This window comes from Streptomyces sp. NPDC017529, from assembly GCF_044329785.1.
Classification (GTDB): Bacteria; Actinomycetota; Actinomycetes; order Streptomycetales; family Streptomycetaceae; genus Streptomyces.
Genome location: NZ_JBIRJY010000001.1, coordinates 232,115 through 245,732 on the forward strand (window position 1 = coordinate 232,115; position 13,618 = coordinate 245,732).

Below are 13,618 nucleotides of genomic sequence, written 5' to 3' on the forward strand. Positions count from 1 at the left end.
GGGTCAGTTGCCGGCCTTGGCTCCGCGACGGCGTACGACGAAGACCGTTCCGGCGCCCAGCAGCACGGCGGCGCCGCCCGCGAGGGCGAGCTGCGGCACGGCGGAGGAGGCACCGGTGCTGGCGAGGTTGCCGCCGGCCGGGGTGGGCTTGGCGGAGTCGTCGTCGCCGGCGCCGGGCACCGGCTTGGCGGAGTTGCCGCCCTGCGCCGACTTGCCGGGCTCCTGGCGGTCCTTGTCGGCGACCTTGCCGGGCTTGGCGTCGTCCACCTTGCCGGGCTTGCTGCCGGCGGGGAGCACCTCGAAGTCGTAACGCTTCATGGGGCCGAGCACGCAGGGGTTGTACTGGTCGGAGGCGTCGCCCGCGAACAGGGCCAGGCCCTTCTTCGCCGGCACACCGGTCTCGATCGTCATGCGCATCTTCACGTCGGCGCGGGCGCCGGGCTTCATGGCCTTGACGGGCTCGGTGTAGGAGTGGCCCCGCGAGTCCAGCTCCTTCCAGCCGGAGCCGTCGGACCACTGCACCTTCATGAAGTGCTGCTGGTCGTTCTTGGCCCGCAGGTTGAAGAAGACCAGCGGGTCCACGTCCAGGGTGCGGTCGGTGCCGTTGGCCACCGTGAACGAGAAGTCGACCGTGGTCCCGGCCACGACCTTCGAGGGCAGGCCGTCGGCGAGGACGGTCAGGCCCGGGACGCGGACGCATTCCTTGGCGGCGGCGAGCGCCTCGTCGGCCGCCTTCTTCGCCTTGCGGGCCTCGTCCAGGGCGTACTTGGCCTTGCTGAGCTCCCGGAACGCCTCGACCCGGGCGTCGGTCACCGCCGTCCAGGCCGCCTTGCTCTTGGCGTCCGCGTCCGTCTTGGCGCGGGCGGCCTTGTCAGCCGCCGTCTCGGCCGCCGCCAGTTCCTTCTGCGCCGCGGACTTCCCGGCCTCGTCCCCGGCCGCGGCCAGCTTGGCCTTGGCGTCCGTGACGGCCTTGTCGGCGGCCGTCTTGTCCGCCTCGGCGGCCCCGGCTTCCTTGTCCGCGGCGAGAGCGGCCAACCTGAGCGGGTGGGACCCGCCGTCGTCCATGGCCTTCAGCGTCTCTTCGATCTTCTTGTTCTCGTTTTCCTCGGCCGCGACCGCGCGCTTGTACGCCTCGTCCGCGTCGTCGGCCGCCTTCTTGAGTTCCGCGAAGGTCGGCTTCTGCTGCGCCTGTGCCGAGGGGTTGGCATCGGCCAGAGCCGCGGAACCCGCGGAGAGCAGGACAGCGGGGGTGGTCACGGCCGCGACGGCAGCGGTCGCGAGGGTGCGGCGAAGGTTCACTGAGGCCTTTTCCTGGTCAGAGAGAAAGGGGACCCGCTCCATGGCCGCGTCGGCGGCGCACTTGGGGCGGGCACATGTGATCGTATGACCGGAATAAGGGCTCGGGGTAGCGTATTGCGCCCGAGGTGAGCGCCCTCATCTGTGACGTCGGAGGAAAATTCCGGGCAAAGGTGAACAGTTGCCTGCCTTACGGCAGGTTTCTCTGTGATCTAGCCAACGACGACGACCGCCGGGGTGTCAGTGGTGCCTGTTACGGTCGCTGACCGTGACCGAAGCGCTGCCCGAATTCCCGTACCACCCCGACCCCGTGGCCACGGGGTCCGTCGTGCCGTCCGGCATCCCGTGTTCCTGCTGCGGCCGGGCCCGCGGCTACGTCTACCCCGGCCCCGTCCACATCCGGAAGGAAGAGGTCGGCATCGGCGTGCTGTGCCCCTGGTGCATCGCCGACGGGTCCGCCGCCGCACGGTTCGACGCGGAGTTCACCGGCGACAGCGACGTGCCGGACGAGGCGTGGGACGAGATCGCCACCCGGACGCCGGGCTACCTCGCCCGGCACAAGGGCTACTGGCTGGCCCACTGCGGGGACGGCGCCGCGTTCCTGGGCGCGGTCGGCACGGAGGAACTGGCGCCCTACCCGGACGCGGTCGAGACCCTGCGGCAGGAGGCCGGCGGCTGGGGCTGGTCCCCTGTGGACGTCGAGCACTACCTCAACGTCCTGCACAAGGACCGGCAGCCGACCGCCTACCTCTTCCGGTGCCGTGTCTGCGGCACCCACCTCGCGTATTCCGAATACGCGTGAGCCGGCAGGCTTTGATCGGCCTGCCGGCTCTGATGTGACGCGTCCTCAGCCCTACGACAGGTTGAGGGGACCGCTCCAGTAGACGTCGTCGAAGTCGAAGTCACCGACGCTGGGGTTGAACTCGACCTCCGCGCTGCCGGCGGCGTCGGGCGGCAGCGAGAAGGCGTACTTGCCGACCACGGTCTTGCCGGGCTCGACAGAGCCGCTGATGAGCTTCTGCCGGCCGCTTCCGTCGATCACCAGCTCCGCCGAGGTGCCGTTGGCGTCCTTGACGGTCGGCAGTCCGGGCTCGGTCTTGATGCGCTCGGAGCTGGTGTTGACCACCGTGACCGTCACCTGGATCGCCTTGTTGCCCTTCGCGTGACCGAAGACCATGCTGTCCGGGACGAACGTCTCCGGCTTGGCGACCGTGATCTTGAGGCCCTTCTCGAACGTGTACGTCTGGCCGAACGAGATGTGCCGGGCCTTCTCCTTGGCCGCCTCCGCGGCCTTCTCCTTCTTTTCCTTCTCCGCCTCGGCCGCCGCCGAGGACTTCACCTCTTCGACCCCCGCGCGCACGTCGTCGGCCGCCTTCTTCACCACCACGACGGTGAAGATGCCGCCGCCGATCGCGGTCAGCAACCCGATCCCGCCCAGGATCACACCGGCCAGCGCCAGGCCCTTGTTGCTCACCTGGTCCTTGCGTGCGCGGCTCAGCCCGATGAAGCCGAAGACCAGGGCCAGCACGGCCGGCAGCCAGGACAGCCAGAACAGGATGATGAACATGCCGAGCAGGATGCCGATGATGCCGAGCACCAGGGCCGAGATGCCCAGGCCGTTACGGGGCTGGGGCTGAGGGGCCCACACCGGCGCCGCCGGGTACGCCGCCGGGCCGGCGGGAGCCGCTCCGGGCGGCGGCGGGCTCCACGGGTTGCGATCGTCCGGCGCCTGGTCCTCGGGCTTCTGGTCGCCAGGCGGAGTGGACACGGTCATGCACAGTCCTTGAAATAGTCCGAAAGAGACAAGTCGCTGACATTACCAGTCGTTTTACCTGTGCATCACGGTATTTCGGGCAGGTGGGAAGACCGTGATCACACGGAAACATCCGCCCGGTCCCCCGGCGCCGGCTCCGGGCGTCGCAGCGCGAAGGGCGGGCGTACGCCGCCGAGTTCACGGCGACGCCCGCTTCCGCCGAACCCCTGTACCGGACCCCCGCGGCGACGCGGGCGATGCGGTCCGGTACGGGGGTGACCGGTACCCGGCGGCCGCCCTGGCCGGCGTCGGCTCCCTCTTCGCCGTCACGCGGCCCACATGTCTCGAACGGTGATCTCCGGCGGCGTTCACGGACGACTACACCAGCGGCTGAACCCTCGACGGGCTGCGCGAGGGCTCGCCCTCCTGGCCCATGCCCGCCGACCGGCCGCTCACGCTCATCCCGGCCGCCGCCATCGGCGCGTGCGCCTCCTGTCCGCCGCGCCGTCGTGGTCCCCGCGTCCGGGGCGCGAGCCCCCGGACGCATCGCACCGCACTCCACCTGCGAACCTTGTGGTGATGGCTGCATGACAAGGAACGACTCGGAACCAGCGCCGCCCGATGGGCGATGCGCACCGGGCCGGTTCGGTTCCGTGACAACGCTCACGATGTTTCCTCGCCCTGCATGTCGACCGAATGCCTCCTGCGAGGCGTATGGCAGGTGAAGCGAGAGATCCGGGAGTGGCTGTTGACCGTCGAGGAGTTCGAGGAGTTCTACGCCCAGACGGTCGCGCGGCTCACGGGACAGCTGTACGTGATGCTCGGCGATCTGCACGAGGCGCAGGACGTGGTGCAGGAGGCGTTCGTCAGGGGCTGGAGCCGGCGCCGCCGGCTGGACCGGGACGGACAGCCGGAGGCGTGGATCCGCACCGTCGCCTGGCGCCTGGCGGTGAGCCGGTGGCGGTACCTGCGCCGCAGCGCCGACGCGTGGCAGCGCAGCGGTGCGCCACCACACGTCGAAGGGCCAGGACCGGCGCAGGTCGCGCTGGTCGAGGCGCTGCGCGGACTGCCCGCCCAGCAGCGCCGCACGCTGACCCTCCACTACCTGTGCGACCTCACCGTCGAGCAGATCGCCAGTGAGACGGGTCTGTCGGCGAGCACGGTCAAGACGCACCTGAGCCGCGGCCGCAAGGCACTCGCTCCCCGTCTGCACGACCCGCGTATTGAGGAGGCGCCCGGTGCCTGAACCCCAGGACCCGCTGCGGTCCCTGTTCCAGCAAGCGGCCGGCGCCGGACAGGACAGCGCCGTGACCGCCCCGGTCGCCCTGATCGCCGCGCGCGGGCGCCGGGCGCGGCGGCGGCGCTTCGGCGCGCTGGCGGTGGTCGCATGCCTGGTCTTCGGCGGCGGTGCCGCTGCCGTCGCCGCGCTCCTGCCCGGCAAGCCGGCCCCCGTAGGCCCGGCCGGCACTCCCCCTCCCAGCCGGCCGTCCACGAAGGGCCTGCCCTTCCCCGCGGCCACGGCCACGGCCACCCGGCTCGGCCCGGCGTCCTCCCCCACCCCGGAGTCCTCGATCAGCGCCCCCGCGTCGGGCTCCCCTCACACAACGGCGACGGAACCTCCCTGACCCGGCCCGCTTCGCAGTGACCCGGCGGAACGCCGCCGGGTGGTCCAGCGCGCCGCAACCCCCTCATGGAGTCCGTCATGCCTGCCATGCCCTTCGACGTACGCGAACACCCCGGTGACACGCCCCGCTCCCCGGCAGCGCCCCGGCGCCTGCCTGCCCCACGGAAAGGCCGTGCGAGCTGGGGCAAGCGCATGCTCTGGCGCCCGAGCCCGGCCGACAGAGACATTCTCTGGCTGTATCTGCTGACCCGAATATCGATCTGGATCACGGCCTACTGCGCCCGGTGGCTGTTCCCCGGCGACCCCGAGACCCACGACCCCGGCCCCGCCCTCGCGCCGTTCCAGCACTGGGACTGGGACCACTTCCTGCATATCGCGCGCGAGGGCTATTTCCCCGGCCAGGCCGGGCCGTGGCAGCCCGGCTGGGACAACCGGGAAGCCTTCTTCCCCGGTTTCCCCCTCGTGCTGCGCGCGGTCCACTTCGTCGTGCCGCACTGGGGCCTGGCCGGGCTGCTGATCTCCTTCGTGTCCGGCGCCGTCGCCGTGCTGGCCCTGGCCCGCATCACCCGGCTGCACCTGCCCGACACCGGAGCGGGCAAGCGCGCCGTACTGTTCTTCCTGCTCTCCCCGTGCGCCGTCTTCCTGACCGTCGGCTACACCGAGGCGCTCTTCCTGGCCCTGGCGCTGCCCGCGTGGCTCGCGGCCCAACGCCGCAACTGGCCCCTGGCCGCGGCACTGGCCACCGTGGCGACCGCCGTACGGGTCAGCGGGCTCTTCCTCGCCGCCGCCCTCGCCACTCACTTCCTCCTCACTCTTCGCAGCACCCGGAACCTGCGCCCGCTGCCCTGGCTGGCGCTGCCCGCGCTCCCCCTCGCCCTGTTCAGCTGGTATCTCCACGCCCACACGGGCGACTGGATGGCCTGGAAGAGCGCGCAGGAACGCGGCTGGTACCGCGCCTTCCACACGCCGTGGGAGGCCTGGGCCAACACCTGGCACAACGCCTTCGGCCACGCCCAGAGCACGGGGTACGGCTTCATGTTCCAGGCCGAACTGGTGGCCATGCTCACCGGACTGGTCCTGCTCGTCGTGCTGGCGCGCAAGCGCCGCTGGCCCGAACTCGTCTACGTCGCGCTCAGCCTGTGCGCGCTGGGAACGTCCTACTGGTACACGTCCATCCCCCGCGCCGCCCTCCTGTGGTGGCCGCTGTGGGTCAGCCTGGCCGCCTGGAGCCTGCGCCGCCCGCGCGTCAAAAGCGCGTATCTCTGCCTGGTCGCGCCGCTGAGCATCGTGTTCGCCCTGACCTTCCTGACCGGGCGCTGGACCGGTTGACCGATGGGCCGGTTGACGGCTGCCTCCGCCGCGCCAGGGGCACACCGCCTGGGTCCTCGACACCGGCGACGGCCGGCGGGTCGTGGCCTTCGGGGACGCCCTGCAACACCCCGGCCCAGGTCCGGCACCCGGGCTGGGAAGTGGTCCTCGATCACCACCGGGCCACGGCCGAACGCTCACGGCGCCGACTCGTGGATCACCTGGCCAGGGAAGGAGTCCTCGGCTTCGGCGTCCACTTCGCAGACCAGCAGCTGGGCACGGTCGACGGCTCCGGCCGCTGGCGCCCCTGGACGGACGGCAGCGACGCTTCGCGTGCCACCGGGTGACGCGTTCACCGTACGCCGCACAGCCGGAGCCGGTGAGGACTTCGGTACGTGTCAGCGGTGCCGCGCTCGCCAGTTCGCCAGCACGGCGTCGGCCGCGGCGTGCAGGTCCCGGGCCGGCGTGCCGTCGCACACCTGCGTCGACACGCCGAGCAGAAAGCCGTGGACCATCGACGTGACGCCTTCCACGTCGGCGTCTTCGGCGAGTTCCCCCGAGGCCACGCCCCGCGCGACGCACGCCCGGATGCGCGCCCGGTCCGCCGCACGGCGCGCCGCCACGATCTTCCGTGCCCCCGCCGCGTCCACTCCGGGCGCCCGGACCGTTCCGGCGAGAGCGATCAGGCACCCCCGGGGGCGCGACGGGTCGGTCTGCATGGTGATCGACCCGTGCAGGAGCCGGGCAATGGCCTCACGGGGGCTCACCGTCTCGTCGGCCACGGCGTCGGTGACGCTGCCCGGCCCGGCGATGTAGTGCTCGACCGCCCGCTCGAACAGCCCTTCCTTCGAGCCGAAGGCGCCGTAGAGGCTCGCGGAGGACAGCCCCGTGGCCGCGCGGAGCTGCGCCAGCGATGTCGCCTCGTAGCCCTGTTCCCAGAACAGCAGCATCGCGGCCTCCAGAACGGCCTCCGTGTCGAAGGCACGGGGACGGCCGGCGGGTGGCACGAGGGGCCTCCTTCATTACGGAATGGCTGATCCAGCTTGATGTCCGCCGTCGGCTTCCGTCAACGTGATCCGTCGGCGGCGGTCGCGGAGGGCGTGCGCAGAGCCGGGCTGCCGGAATCGTCACGCAAGGATCGCAAAAGTCGCAAGCCATCTGATCATGAACTAGAACTGTTTTTGTCCGGTTCAGCAGATCCACCGAGCGAGCCGGCACCTGACCGGTCTTCTCGGGATCAGAGAGGAAGTCAATGAGGCCAGACGCCGGGGCGGAGGAAATGCCCCCCGCGGGCTACGCGGACCCAGTGAGTGAATTGGTGCATACGGCTGTCGTGTGTCAGCCGTTGGACGCAGTCGCGCGCCTTGTCGATTTGCTGGAGCGCTCACCCCACGGCAGGTGCGCCGTCGACGAGGCACTGCGCACGGCCGCGACGGAACTGCCGGTGCGCGAGGTGGCGCAGTTGGTACACCTGCTGTCGCAACCGCCACGGCCGTACGACGGCGCGGACCAGGTGCTGCGCACCGCCGCGGAACAGCGGCCCGTCGCGGAGGTCAGCCACCTCATGACGCTGCTGCACCAGCCTCCGCACGCCGCGCGCTCCGGCTCGGAGACGACGCGCACGGTGGCGGGCCGCCGGCCGGTGGAGGACCTGGCGGAACTCATCGACACGCTCGCGGAAGAACGCGCGAAAGCCACCGCTCACCCGGCTTCCCCGAATGCCGCGGCACCGGTCGGCAGCGATGACGAGCCCGCGTCGCACAAGTCGGCGCGTGACCGTAATCCCTTCGCGGTCGCGGACAAATGGCTCCCGTGGCTGGCGGGCGCGGGAGTGCTGCTGTGCGGCGCGGCCCATTTCCCGATGGGAATCCGCAGCGGCTCCTCGGTGTCCGCGGAGACCGCGGCCATCGGCCTGCCGGCCGTGTGCGCCCTGCTGGCCACCCTGCTGTTCATCAAGAACACGATTCCGCGCCTGGCTGCCGCTGTCGTGATGTCCGCGGCAGTACTCGCACAGCACGTACTGGAAAGCGGCCTGTTCTCCCGCTCGCCCTTCCCTCACCTGCTGCACCACACTTTCCTGCCGCCCCTCCCGGCCTTTGCGGCAACCGGGCTCGCAGCTGCCCTGTCGCTCGCCGCGCTGGCACGCGTCCTGGCCGCCTCGCGGCACCCGCGAGCCGCCGCTCCCCTGCCGACGGTCTGACCGCGGACAGCTCCGCCGCCTGCGCCGCGCGTGCGGCAGCAGGCCGTCAGCCGTCCGCCTGCCGCGTGGCCGCGGGAGCCGCCTTCGCCTTGGCGACCGCGACCGCCAACTGCCGTTGCACCGAATCCGGCAGCGCGGTGCCCTGAACGCTGTCCACCAGGCCCTGAGCCAGCAGATGCAGCTTGGTGTTGGTGTTCTGGGACGCGGTGACCAGCACGGCCCAGGCCGCCTCGGGACTCAGGCCGAAGGTGGCCATCAATATGCCGCGGGCCAGGTCGATGGCCGGCCGGGTCTGCATGGCGCGCCGCAGCTGGGCCACTTCCACAGGCAGGTCCTGATGTGGGTTCCGGTCGTGGTCGCGACCGTCTTCCTGGTGGGTGTCCTCGGGTGAACTCCGGCTGGGGGCAGCGCCGCTCGGCGCGTCCGGGCCGTCCGGGTCCGGGTACATGAGCAACTCCCGTGCTCCGGTCAGGTCCAGGAGCCGCTCGACGGCGCGGCTGCCCGAACTGATGACGACGGTCTTGTTCTGAACGAGAGCCCGCAAGCGCAGGCGCAGCAGCATGTTGAGGCCGGAGCAGTCGCAGAACGGCACCGCGTCGAGGTGGAGTTCGACGCCCCGTACCGAGCGGCTGAGGACATCGCGCAGATCGCGTTCGATCCGCCGGCAGGTGTCCAGATCGAGCTCTCCCCGCACCGCCACGCGCATCCGGTCGCCGTGCGCGAGGACATCGGTCCGCGGCAGGCCTGGCGCAGCCTCGGGCATGGCCTTCCTCTCCCGTTCTCGGCTCGCCCGCTTCGGCTCCCAGGCTCGCCTACCACCCCTACACGCTAACAAATACACGAAACATGGTACGTGTTTCCTGGTGCGTGAATACCCGATCGGTAGACTTGGCGCATGAACGGAGTGCCCGAGTCCCACAACGGAGTGCCTGAGCCGCATACCGGATGGACGTTCGTGACCAATCACGCCAGGGTGCTGGCGGCCATCGCCGACAACCACAGCGCCCGCATCCGTGACATCGCCGCTCACTGCCGACTGACCGAACGCGCGGTCCAGAAGATCATTTCTGACCTGGAGCAGGACGGATACCTCTCCCACACACGGGAGGGCCGCAGCAACACGTACCAGATCGATCCGGGGAAGGTCCTGCGCCACCCGGCCGAAGCGGGCCTGACCGTGGCGTCGTTGCTCTCCCTGCTCGTCCAGGACGAAGCCGACCGCACCACGGTCCCCGACGGCCGGCATCGGCACAGCACGGCCTGAACGGCAAAGGGGCGGGCCCGGGAACCTCCGTACGGAGTTTCCTCCGCCGGCGTTCCCGGACCCGCCCCTTCGGTCAGGCGGCCGGCTTACAGCAGGTTGAAGATGTCGTAACCCCAGCCGATCTTGACCGGCGTGCCGTACGGAGCGCCCGCGTCACCGGTGCCGGAGTACCGGTACAGGTCGCCGCCGGGCGTGCGGGCCACCAGGTCGCTCCTGCCGTCGGCGTCGAGGTCGCCGACGGGCAGCAGACGGTCGTACATGTTCCAGCCGCCGCCGATCTTGGCGCGGGGTTCGAAGGGGGCCTTGTAGTCGCCCGTGCCCTTGTAGAGCCACAGCGTCCCGGCCTTGTCGCGGGCGACGACGTCGGGCTTGCCGTCGCCGGTCAGGTCACCCTGGCCGGCGATCTCGGTGTACTGGTCCCAGTTGGCGCCGATGCGCACCCGGTCGGACACCCGGCCGTCCGGGTAACCGAGGTACACCCACATCACGCCGGCCTTGTCGACGGCCATGAGGTCGGCCTCAGGGGCGCCGCCGAGGTTCCCCGGGGACAGGACCTTGTCGTAGATCTGCCAGCCCCTGCCGATGTCCTTGGTGTACACCTGCATGTCCTCGGACCAGGTGTAGGTCAGCAGACCATCCTTGTCGAAGATCCAGGTGCCGTCGCCGTAGCCGTCCTTGTCGTTGTCGACCCTGGCGACGGCGGCGGCGAAGTCGAAGCTCACGCCGACGTCGTACGCGGCTTCGAAGCCACCGCGACGGTCCGGGTAGTAGTGGCTCAGGTTGCCGGTCTTCTTGTCGACGGCCATCAACGGGAAGCTGGGCGTCTCCACCTGGCCGGGCGCCGCGACACGGGGAGCCGCGACCGCGCCCCGGGGAGAGTGGGCCCGGTGCTCCGCCTCGGCCTTGACACTGGCCTTGCCGGCTCCGGCCGGGTTCCCGGCGGCGGTGGCGGTACCGGCCGTGGCGGCCACCGCGGCAACGAACGCGGTGGCGGCGAGCGCGCGCCTGAAGGCGCGGCCACGCTTGACGAAGGTCATGAGAAGTCCCCCTGAAAAGGTCACTGGCTGGTGCGATTGGTCTGGACCGCACCACAGATTCCCGCAACTTTCTCACAAAGACTTCACAAACAACGCCGAAAATCCCCTCTACCTCACGGCTCCCACGAGGGAGGTACACCGAAAGGGGAGCGCAAAACCCGACGTTTCGCAGCAAATGCCGAGGTATCGCAGGTCATGCGATGACCAGACCACGAGTCGTCATTGGGTACGACTCTGCCATGTCCGGGGCATGACGCCGGGGCCGGTCCGCCGGGGCCGGGCCTCTAAGCGTCCTCGGCCGCCTGCCGCACCCTCTTGTTGCGCGCGCCCACGACCAGCGCCGTGGCCGCCCCCGTCACCGCCAACGCCGCCGGGACCATCCAGCCGCGGTTGGCGAAGTGGCCGAGAGCGTGGTCCAGGGAGATCCGGCCGGGCCCCGTGACGCCGAGGCCGGCGGCCGTCAGGCCCAGGAAGGCCGGGTGCTCGTAGCCGCCGCTCTGCGCGAAGAACCCGTTGGGCGTGTGCACGGCGGCGGCGCCCGCCATCGCTCCCGCGGCGCCCGCTCCGGCGGCGGGGGTGGCCAGGCCCAGCGCCAGCAGCACACCGCTGCCGGCCTCCGTGAGCCCGGCGATCGCCGCGTTGGCCTTGCCCGGTACGTAGCCCACGGACTCCATGAACTGACCGGTGCCCTCGACCCCGCCGCCGCCGAACCAGCCGAACAGCTTCTGCGCACCGTGCGCGGCCAGCACCCCGCCGGTGCCCACGCGGAGCAGCAGCAGGCCCAGATCTCGTCGGTCGAAACAGGTCACGGTGACTCCCTGAGCACGCGGCAGGAACAGTCCCCTCCGGGTGCCCAGGGTCGCGTTCCCGACACGTCGCGGGCTCGCCCGTTCGGCCATCCGGGCGACGGTGCGCGACGGGCCCCGGCGCCTGCCCCGACCGGGCCCGCGCGGCTCAGTCCCCCGGTTCGAGGACGAAGGGCCGGGTTCGGGTGACGAACCGGAAGCCCATCTTCCGGAGAATGGGCTCCGAGGTGGGGAGCGCGTCCACCAGCACATGCGTGCGGCCCCGCTCCCGGGCCTCCCGTAGGCGAGCGGCCACCAGGGCGGTGAACAGCCCGCGCTTGCGGTGCGTCGTCTTGGTGCGGCCCCCGGCCAGCTCGGCGAACCCGCTGCCCTCGGGGAAATAGACGCGCCCGCAGGCCGCCGGTTCACCGTCCACGTAGGCGACGTACACGCTCATCCCGCCGGGCGCCTCGCCCAGTGCCAGGAGCAGCCGGTGTGCTTCCTCCTCGGCGTTCTCGCGGCCGATCTCGCGGGAGATCTCGGCGTAGTCCCTCAGCCCCTCCTCGTCGTCCACCCGCCGGATCTCGTACGCGGAGGTGCCGAAGTCCGCCAACCGGCCCTCGTCCACGGGCAGGACGAGCACGCTCTCGGCGTCATCGGCCGCGAAGCCCGCCGCGCGCAGGCGGTCTCCCAGGCCGGCCGGGGTGTCGTGCTCGTAGACCTTCCACTCCAGGGAGTAGCCGGCCGCCTTGGCGCGCGCGGCCTCCTCGGCGATCACCGTGTCCAACTCGTCGGCCGTACACCGCGAATGGACGATCCGGCATTCAGAGCCGTCGGGGGCCGGCTCCCTTACGACACCGTTCGGGGCCGGCTCGCCGGCGGACCGGCGCAGGGCGTCCAGGCCCTTGAGGATGTCGGCGGTCATTGGCCCTCCGGATTCACGGATGTCGCGATCTCTCGTACATTCGCGTGATCGTAACTCCCGCGGGCCCGTCCCGGCGGGCAATAACGGCCCCTGTGCCAGTCGGCCAGGCGGCGCCCGGCCGGGAATTCGGTCGTGCTGAAAGCGCACGTCACCGTACTGTGACCCGGTTGACCACGGTGGGGGGGCACGGGCGCGGGAACGCGTCCGCCGCGGCCCCGCCCAGCAGTGACGAGCGCGCGGAGGACGGGGAGCAGTGGTGCAGTACCAGGGTTGGGCCGACGAGGGATTCGGGGCCGTCGCCGACGCGTTCGCGCGGAACTTCACCGATTTTCCCGAACTCGGGGCGGCGGTCACGGTGTACGCCGGCGGGCGCAAGGTGGCGGACCTGTGGGGCGGGGTCGCGGACGAGGAAACCGGCAGGCCCTGGAAACAGGACACCGTCGTACCGGCCTTCTCCTGCGCCAAGGGAATCGTGAGCCTGTGCGCGCATCTCCTGGCGCAAGAGGGACGTCTCGACCTCGACGCCCCGGTGAGCCGGTATTGGCCTGAATTCGCACAGCACGGCAAGGAGGCCGTGACCTGTCGGATGGCCCTCGGGCACCGGGCGGGAATCCCCGCCCTCGACCCGGTGCTCGGCTTCGACGAGATCGCCGCCTGGACTCCGGTGATCCGCGCCATCGAGGAGCAGAAACCCCTGTGGGAGCCCGGCACCTCGTACGAGTACCACGGTCACGTCTTCGGCTTTCTCGTCGGCGAGGTCGTCCGGCGTATCACCGGGCTCACCCCGGGTGCGTACTTCCGCCGCGCCGTGGGCGACCGGCTGGGCCTGCGGGCCTGGCTCGGTCTGCCCGAGGAGGAGACGGCGGGGTGTGCCCGGCTCGTCGAGGCCGCGGGACGGCCCGCGATGCCGGGGCCCGAGCATCTGCTCACCCGCATCGTGACGATGAACGGGGCGCTGGTCTTCCCCGGCCTCGACGTGCCGCACGGCTGGAACGATCCCGCGCTGCTCCGCATGGAGTTGCCGGGAGCGGGCGCCACGGCGTCGGCCGGCGGGCTCGCCGGTGTGTACGCGGCGGCCGCGACGGGCATCGAGGGCCGGGAGCGGCTGCTCACCCGGGACACCGTGACGGACGCGGTCCGCGAGGTGTCCGCCGGCGCGGGGTGGCTGGGCTTCGACGCCGGGGCGCGCTGGGGCTCGGGCTTCCTGCTCGGCTCCCCGGCCTTCCGGCCGATGCTGGGCGAGCGCAGCTTCGGCAACGACGGCGCGGGCGGTCAGTTCGCCTTCGGCGACGACGAGTTCGGGGTGGGCTTCGCGTACCTCGCCAACCGCATGATCGGCCATGGTGACGCCCGCGCCGACCGCCTGGTCGCCGCCGTGCGCACGTGCCTGGACGGCTGACGTACGCGAGCGGGCGCCGGGGAGGCC

15 protein-coding genes are annotated in these 13,618 nt (G+C 71.2%); 8 read left to right on the forward strand and 7 right to left on the reverse strand.

The window, feature by feature from the left end; genetic code table 11:
• Window positions 1-3 precede the first annotated feature (3 nt).
• Window positions 4-1,299, reverse strand: a complete 1,296-nt coding sequence (locus tag ACH4K4_RS00620; protein ID WP_398163789.1) for an LAETG motif-containing sortase-dependent surface protein — start codon at window positions 1,297-1,299, stop codon at window positions 4-6.
• Between the two features lie 265 nt (window positions 1,300-1,564).
• Between ACH4K4_RS00620 and ACH4K4_RS00625 the strand changes: the two genes are divergently transcribed.
• Window positions 1,565-2,098, forward strand: coding sequence for a CbrC family protein (locus ACH4K4_RS00625; protein ID WP_398163790.1), 534 nt, complete (start codon window positions 1,565-1,567; stop codon window positions 2,096-2,098).
• Window positions 2,099-2,149: 51 nt separating this feature from the next.
• Here the strand turns inward: ACH4K4_RS00625 and ACH4K4_RS00630 are convergent, their stop codons facing one another.
• Window positions 2,150-3,070, reverse strand: coding sequence for a DUF4190 domain-containing protein (locus ACH4K4_RS00630; RefSeq protein WP_398163791.1), 921 nt, complete (start codon window positions 3,068-3,070; stop codon window positions 2,150-2,152).
• A gap of 727 nt (window positions 3,071-3,797) precedes the next feature.
• Between ACH4K4_RS00630 and ACH4K4_RS00635 the strand changes: the two genes are divergently transcribed.
• The 4 genes from ACH4K4_RS00635 (at window position 3,798) to ACH4K4_RS00650 (ending at window position 6,328) form a co-directional block, all read left to right on the forward strand.
• Entirely contained in the window at window positions 3,798-4,295 is a 498-nt protein-coding gene (locus tag ACH4K4_RS00635) for a SigE family RNA polymerase sigma factor (protein ID WP_398164489.1), read from the forward strand.
• Window positions 4,288-4,674 (forward strand): hypothetical protein, encoded by a 387-nt coding sequence (locus ACH4K4_RS00640; protein ID WP_398163792.1) that lies wholly within the window; start codon window positions 4,288-4,290, stop codon window positions 4,672-4,674. Before ACH4K4_RS00635 ends, ACH4K4_RS00640 begins: the two co-directional genes overlap by 8 nt.
• Window positions 4,675-4,751: 77 nt before the next feature.
• Window positions 4,752-6,002 (forward strand): mannosyltransferase family protein, encoded by a 1,251-nt coding sequence (locus ACH4K4_RS00645; RefSeq protein ID WP_398163793.1) that lies wholly within the window; start codon window positions 4,752-4,754, stop codon window positions 6,000-6,002.
• Between the two features lie 191 nt (window positions 6,003-6,193).
• Window positions 6,194-6,328, forward strand: coding sequence for a hypothetical protein (locus ACH4K4_RS00650; protein WP_398163794.1), 135 nt, complete (start codon window positions 6,194-6,196; stop codon window positions 6,326-6,328).
• Between the two features lie 51 nt (window positions 6,329-6,379).
• Here the strand turns inward: ACH4K4_RS00650 and ACH4K4_RS00655 are convergent, their stop codons facing one another.
• On the reverse strand, window positions 6,380-6,988 hold the full coding sequence (locus ACH4K4_RS00655) for a TetR/AcrR family transcriptional regulator (RefSeq protein ID WP_398163795.1): 609 nt from the start codon (window positions 6,986-6,988) through the stop codon (window positions 6,380-6,382).
• A gap of 338 nt (window positions 6,989-7,326) precedes the next feature.
• On the opposite strand from ACH4K4_RS00655, the gene ACH4K4_RS00660 reads away from it, so the two are divergent.
• Complete coding sequence (locus ACH4K4_RS00660; RefSeq protein WP_398163796.1) at window positions 7,327-8,181, forward strand: hypothetical protein; 855 nt, start codon at window positions 7,327-7,329, stop codon at window positions 8,179-8,181.
• 46 nt (window positions 8,182-8,227) lie between these two features.
• Here the strand turns inward: ACH4K4_RS00660 and ACH4K4_RS00665 are convergent, their stop codons facing one another.
• Window positions 8,228-8,944 (reverse strand): ANTAR domain-containing protein, encoded by a 717-nt coding sequence (locus ACH4K4_RS00665; RefSeq protein ID WP_398163797.1) that lies wholly within the window; start codon window positions 8,942-8,944, stop codon window positions 8,228-8,230.
• 132 nt (window positions 8,945-9,076) lie between these two features.
• Here ACH4K4_RS00665 and ACH4K4_RS00670 point away from each other — a divergent pair, with 132 nt between their 5' ends.
• Window positions 9,077-9,445, forward strand: coding sequence for a helix-turn-helix transcriptional regulator (locus ACH4K4_RS00670; protein WP_398163798.1), 369 nt, complete (start codon window positions 9,077-9,079; stop codon window positions 9,443-9,445).
• Between the two features lie 86 nt (window positions 9,446-9,531).
• Here ACH4K4_RS00670 and ACH4K4_RS00675 read toward each other — a convergent pair whose 3' ends face one another.
• The 3 genes from ACH4K4_RS00675 to ACH4K4_RS00685 all read right to left on the reverse strand — a co-directional run bounded on the left by ACH4K4_RS00675 (window position 9,532) and on the right by ACH4K4_RS00685 (window position 12,192).
• Window positions 9,532-10,482, reverse strand: a complete 951-nt coding sequence (locus tag ACH4K4_RS00675; protein WP_398163799.1) for an FG-GAP repeat domain-containing protein — start codon at window positions 10,480-10,482, stop codon at window positions 9,532-9,534.
• Between the two features lie 284 nt (window positions 10,483-10,766).
• A complete protein-coding gene (locus ACH4K4_RS00680) occupies window positions 10,767-11,291 on the reverse strand; it encodes a DoxX family protein (protein WP_398163800.1) in 525 nt (174 codons plus the stop codon).
• A gap of 145 nt (window positions 11,292-11,436) precedes the next feature.
• On the reverse strand, window positions 11,437-12,192 hold the full coding sequence (locus ACH4K4_RS00685; RefSeq protein ID WP_398163801.1) for a GNAT family N-acetyltransferase: 756 nt from the start codon (window positions 12,190-12,192) through the stop codon (window positions 11,437-11,439).
• Between the two features lie 256 nt (window positions 12,193-12,448).
• Here ACH4K4_RS00685 and ACH4K4_RS00690 point away from each other — a divergent pair, with 256 nt between their 5' ends.
• Window positions 12,449-13,591, forward strand: coding sequence for a serine hydrolase domain-containing protein (locus ACH4K4_RS00690; protein ID WP_398163802.1), 1,143 nt, complete (start codon window positions 12,449-12,451; stop codon window positions 13,589-13,591).
• The last annotated feature ends 27 nt before the right edge of the window (window positions 13,592-13,618 follow it).

Coding starts and splice junctions, on each gene's coding strand:
- ACH4K4_RS00630 (WP_398163791.1), bottom strand. CDS start 3,070: ATGACCGTGTCCACTCCGCCTGGCGACCAGAAGCCCGAGGACCAGGCG.
- ACH4K4_RS00665 (WP_398163797.1), bottom strand. CDS start 8,944: ATGCCCGAGGCTGCGCCAGGCCTGCCGCGGACCGATGTCCTCGCGCAC.
- ACH4K4_RS00670 (WP_398163798.1), top strand. CDS start 9,077: ATGAACGGAGTGCCCGAGTCCCACAACGGAGTGCCTGAGCCGCATACC.
- ACH4K4_RS00645 (WP_398163793.1), top strand. CDS start 4,752: ATGCCTGCCATGCCCTTCGACGTACGCGAACACCCCGGTGACACGCCC.
- ACH4K4_RS00675 (WP_398163799.1), bottom strand. CDS start 10,482: ATGACCTTCGTCAAGCGTGGCCGCGCCTTCAGGCGCGCGCTCGCCGCC.
- ACH4K4_RS00685 (WP_398163801.1), bottom strand. CDS start 12,192: ATGACCGCCGACATCCTCAAGGGCCTGGACGCCCTGCGCCGGTCCGCC.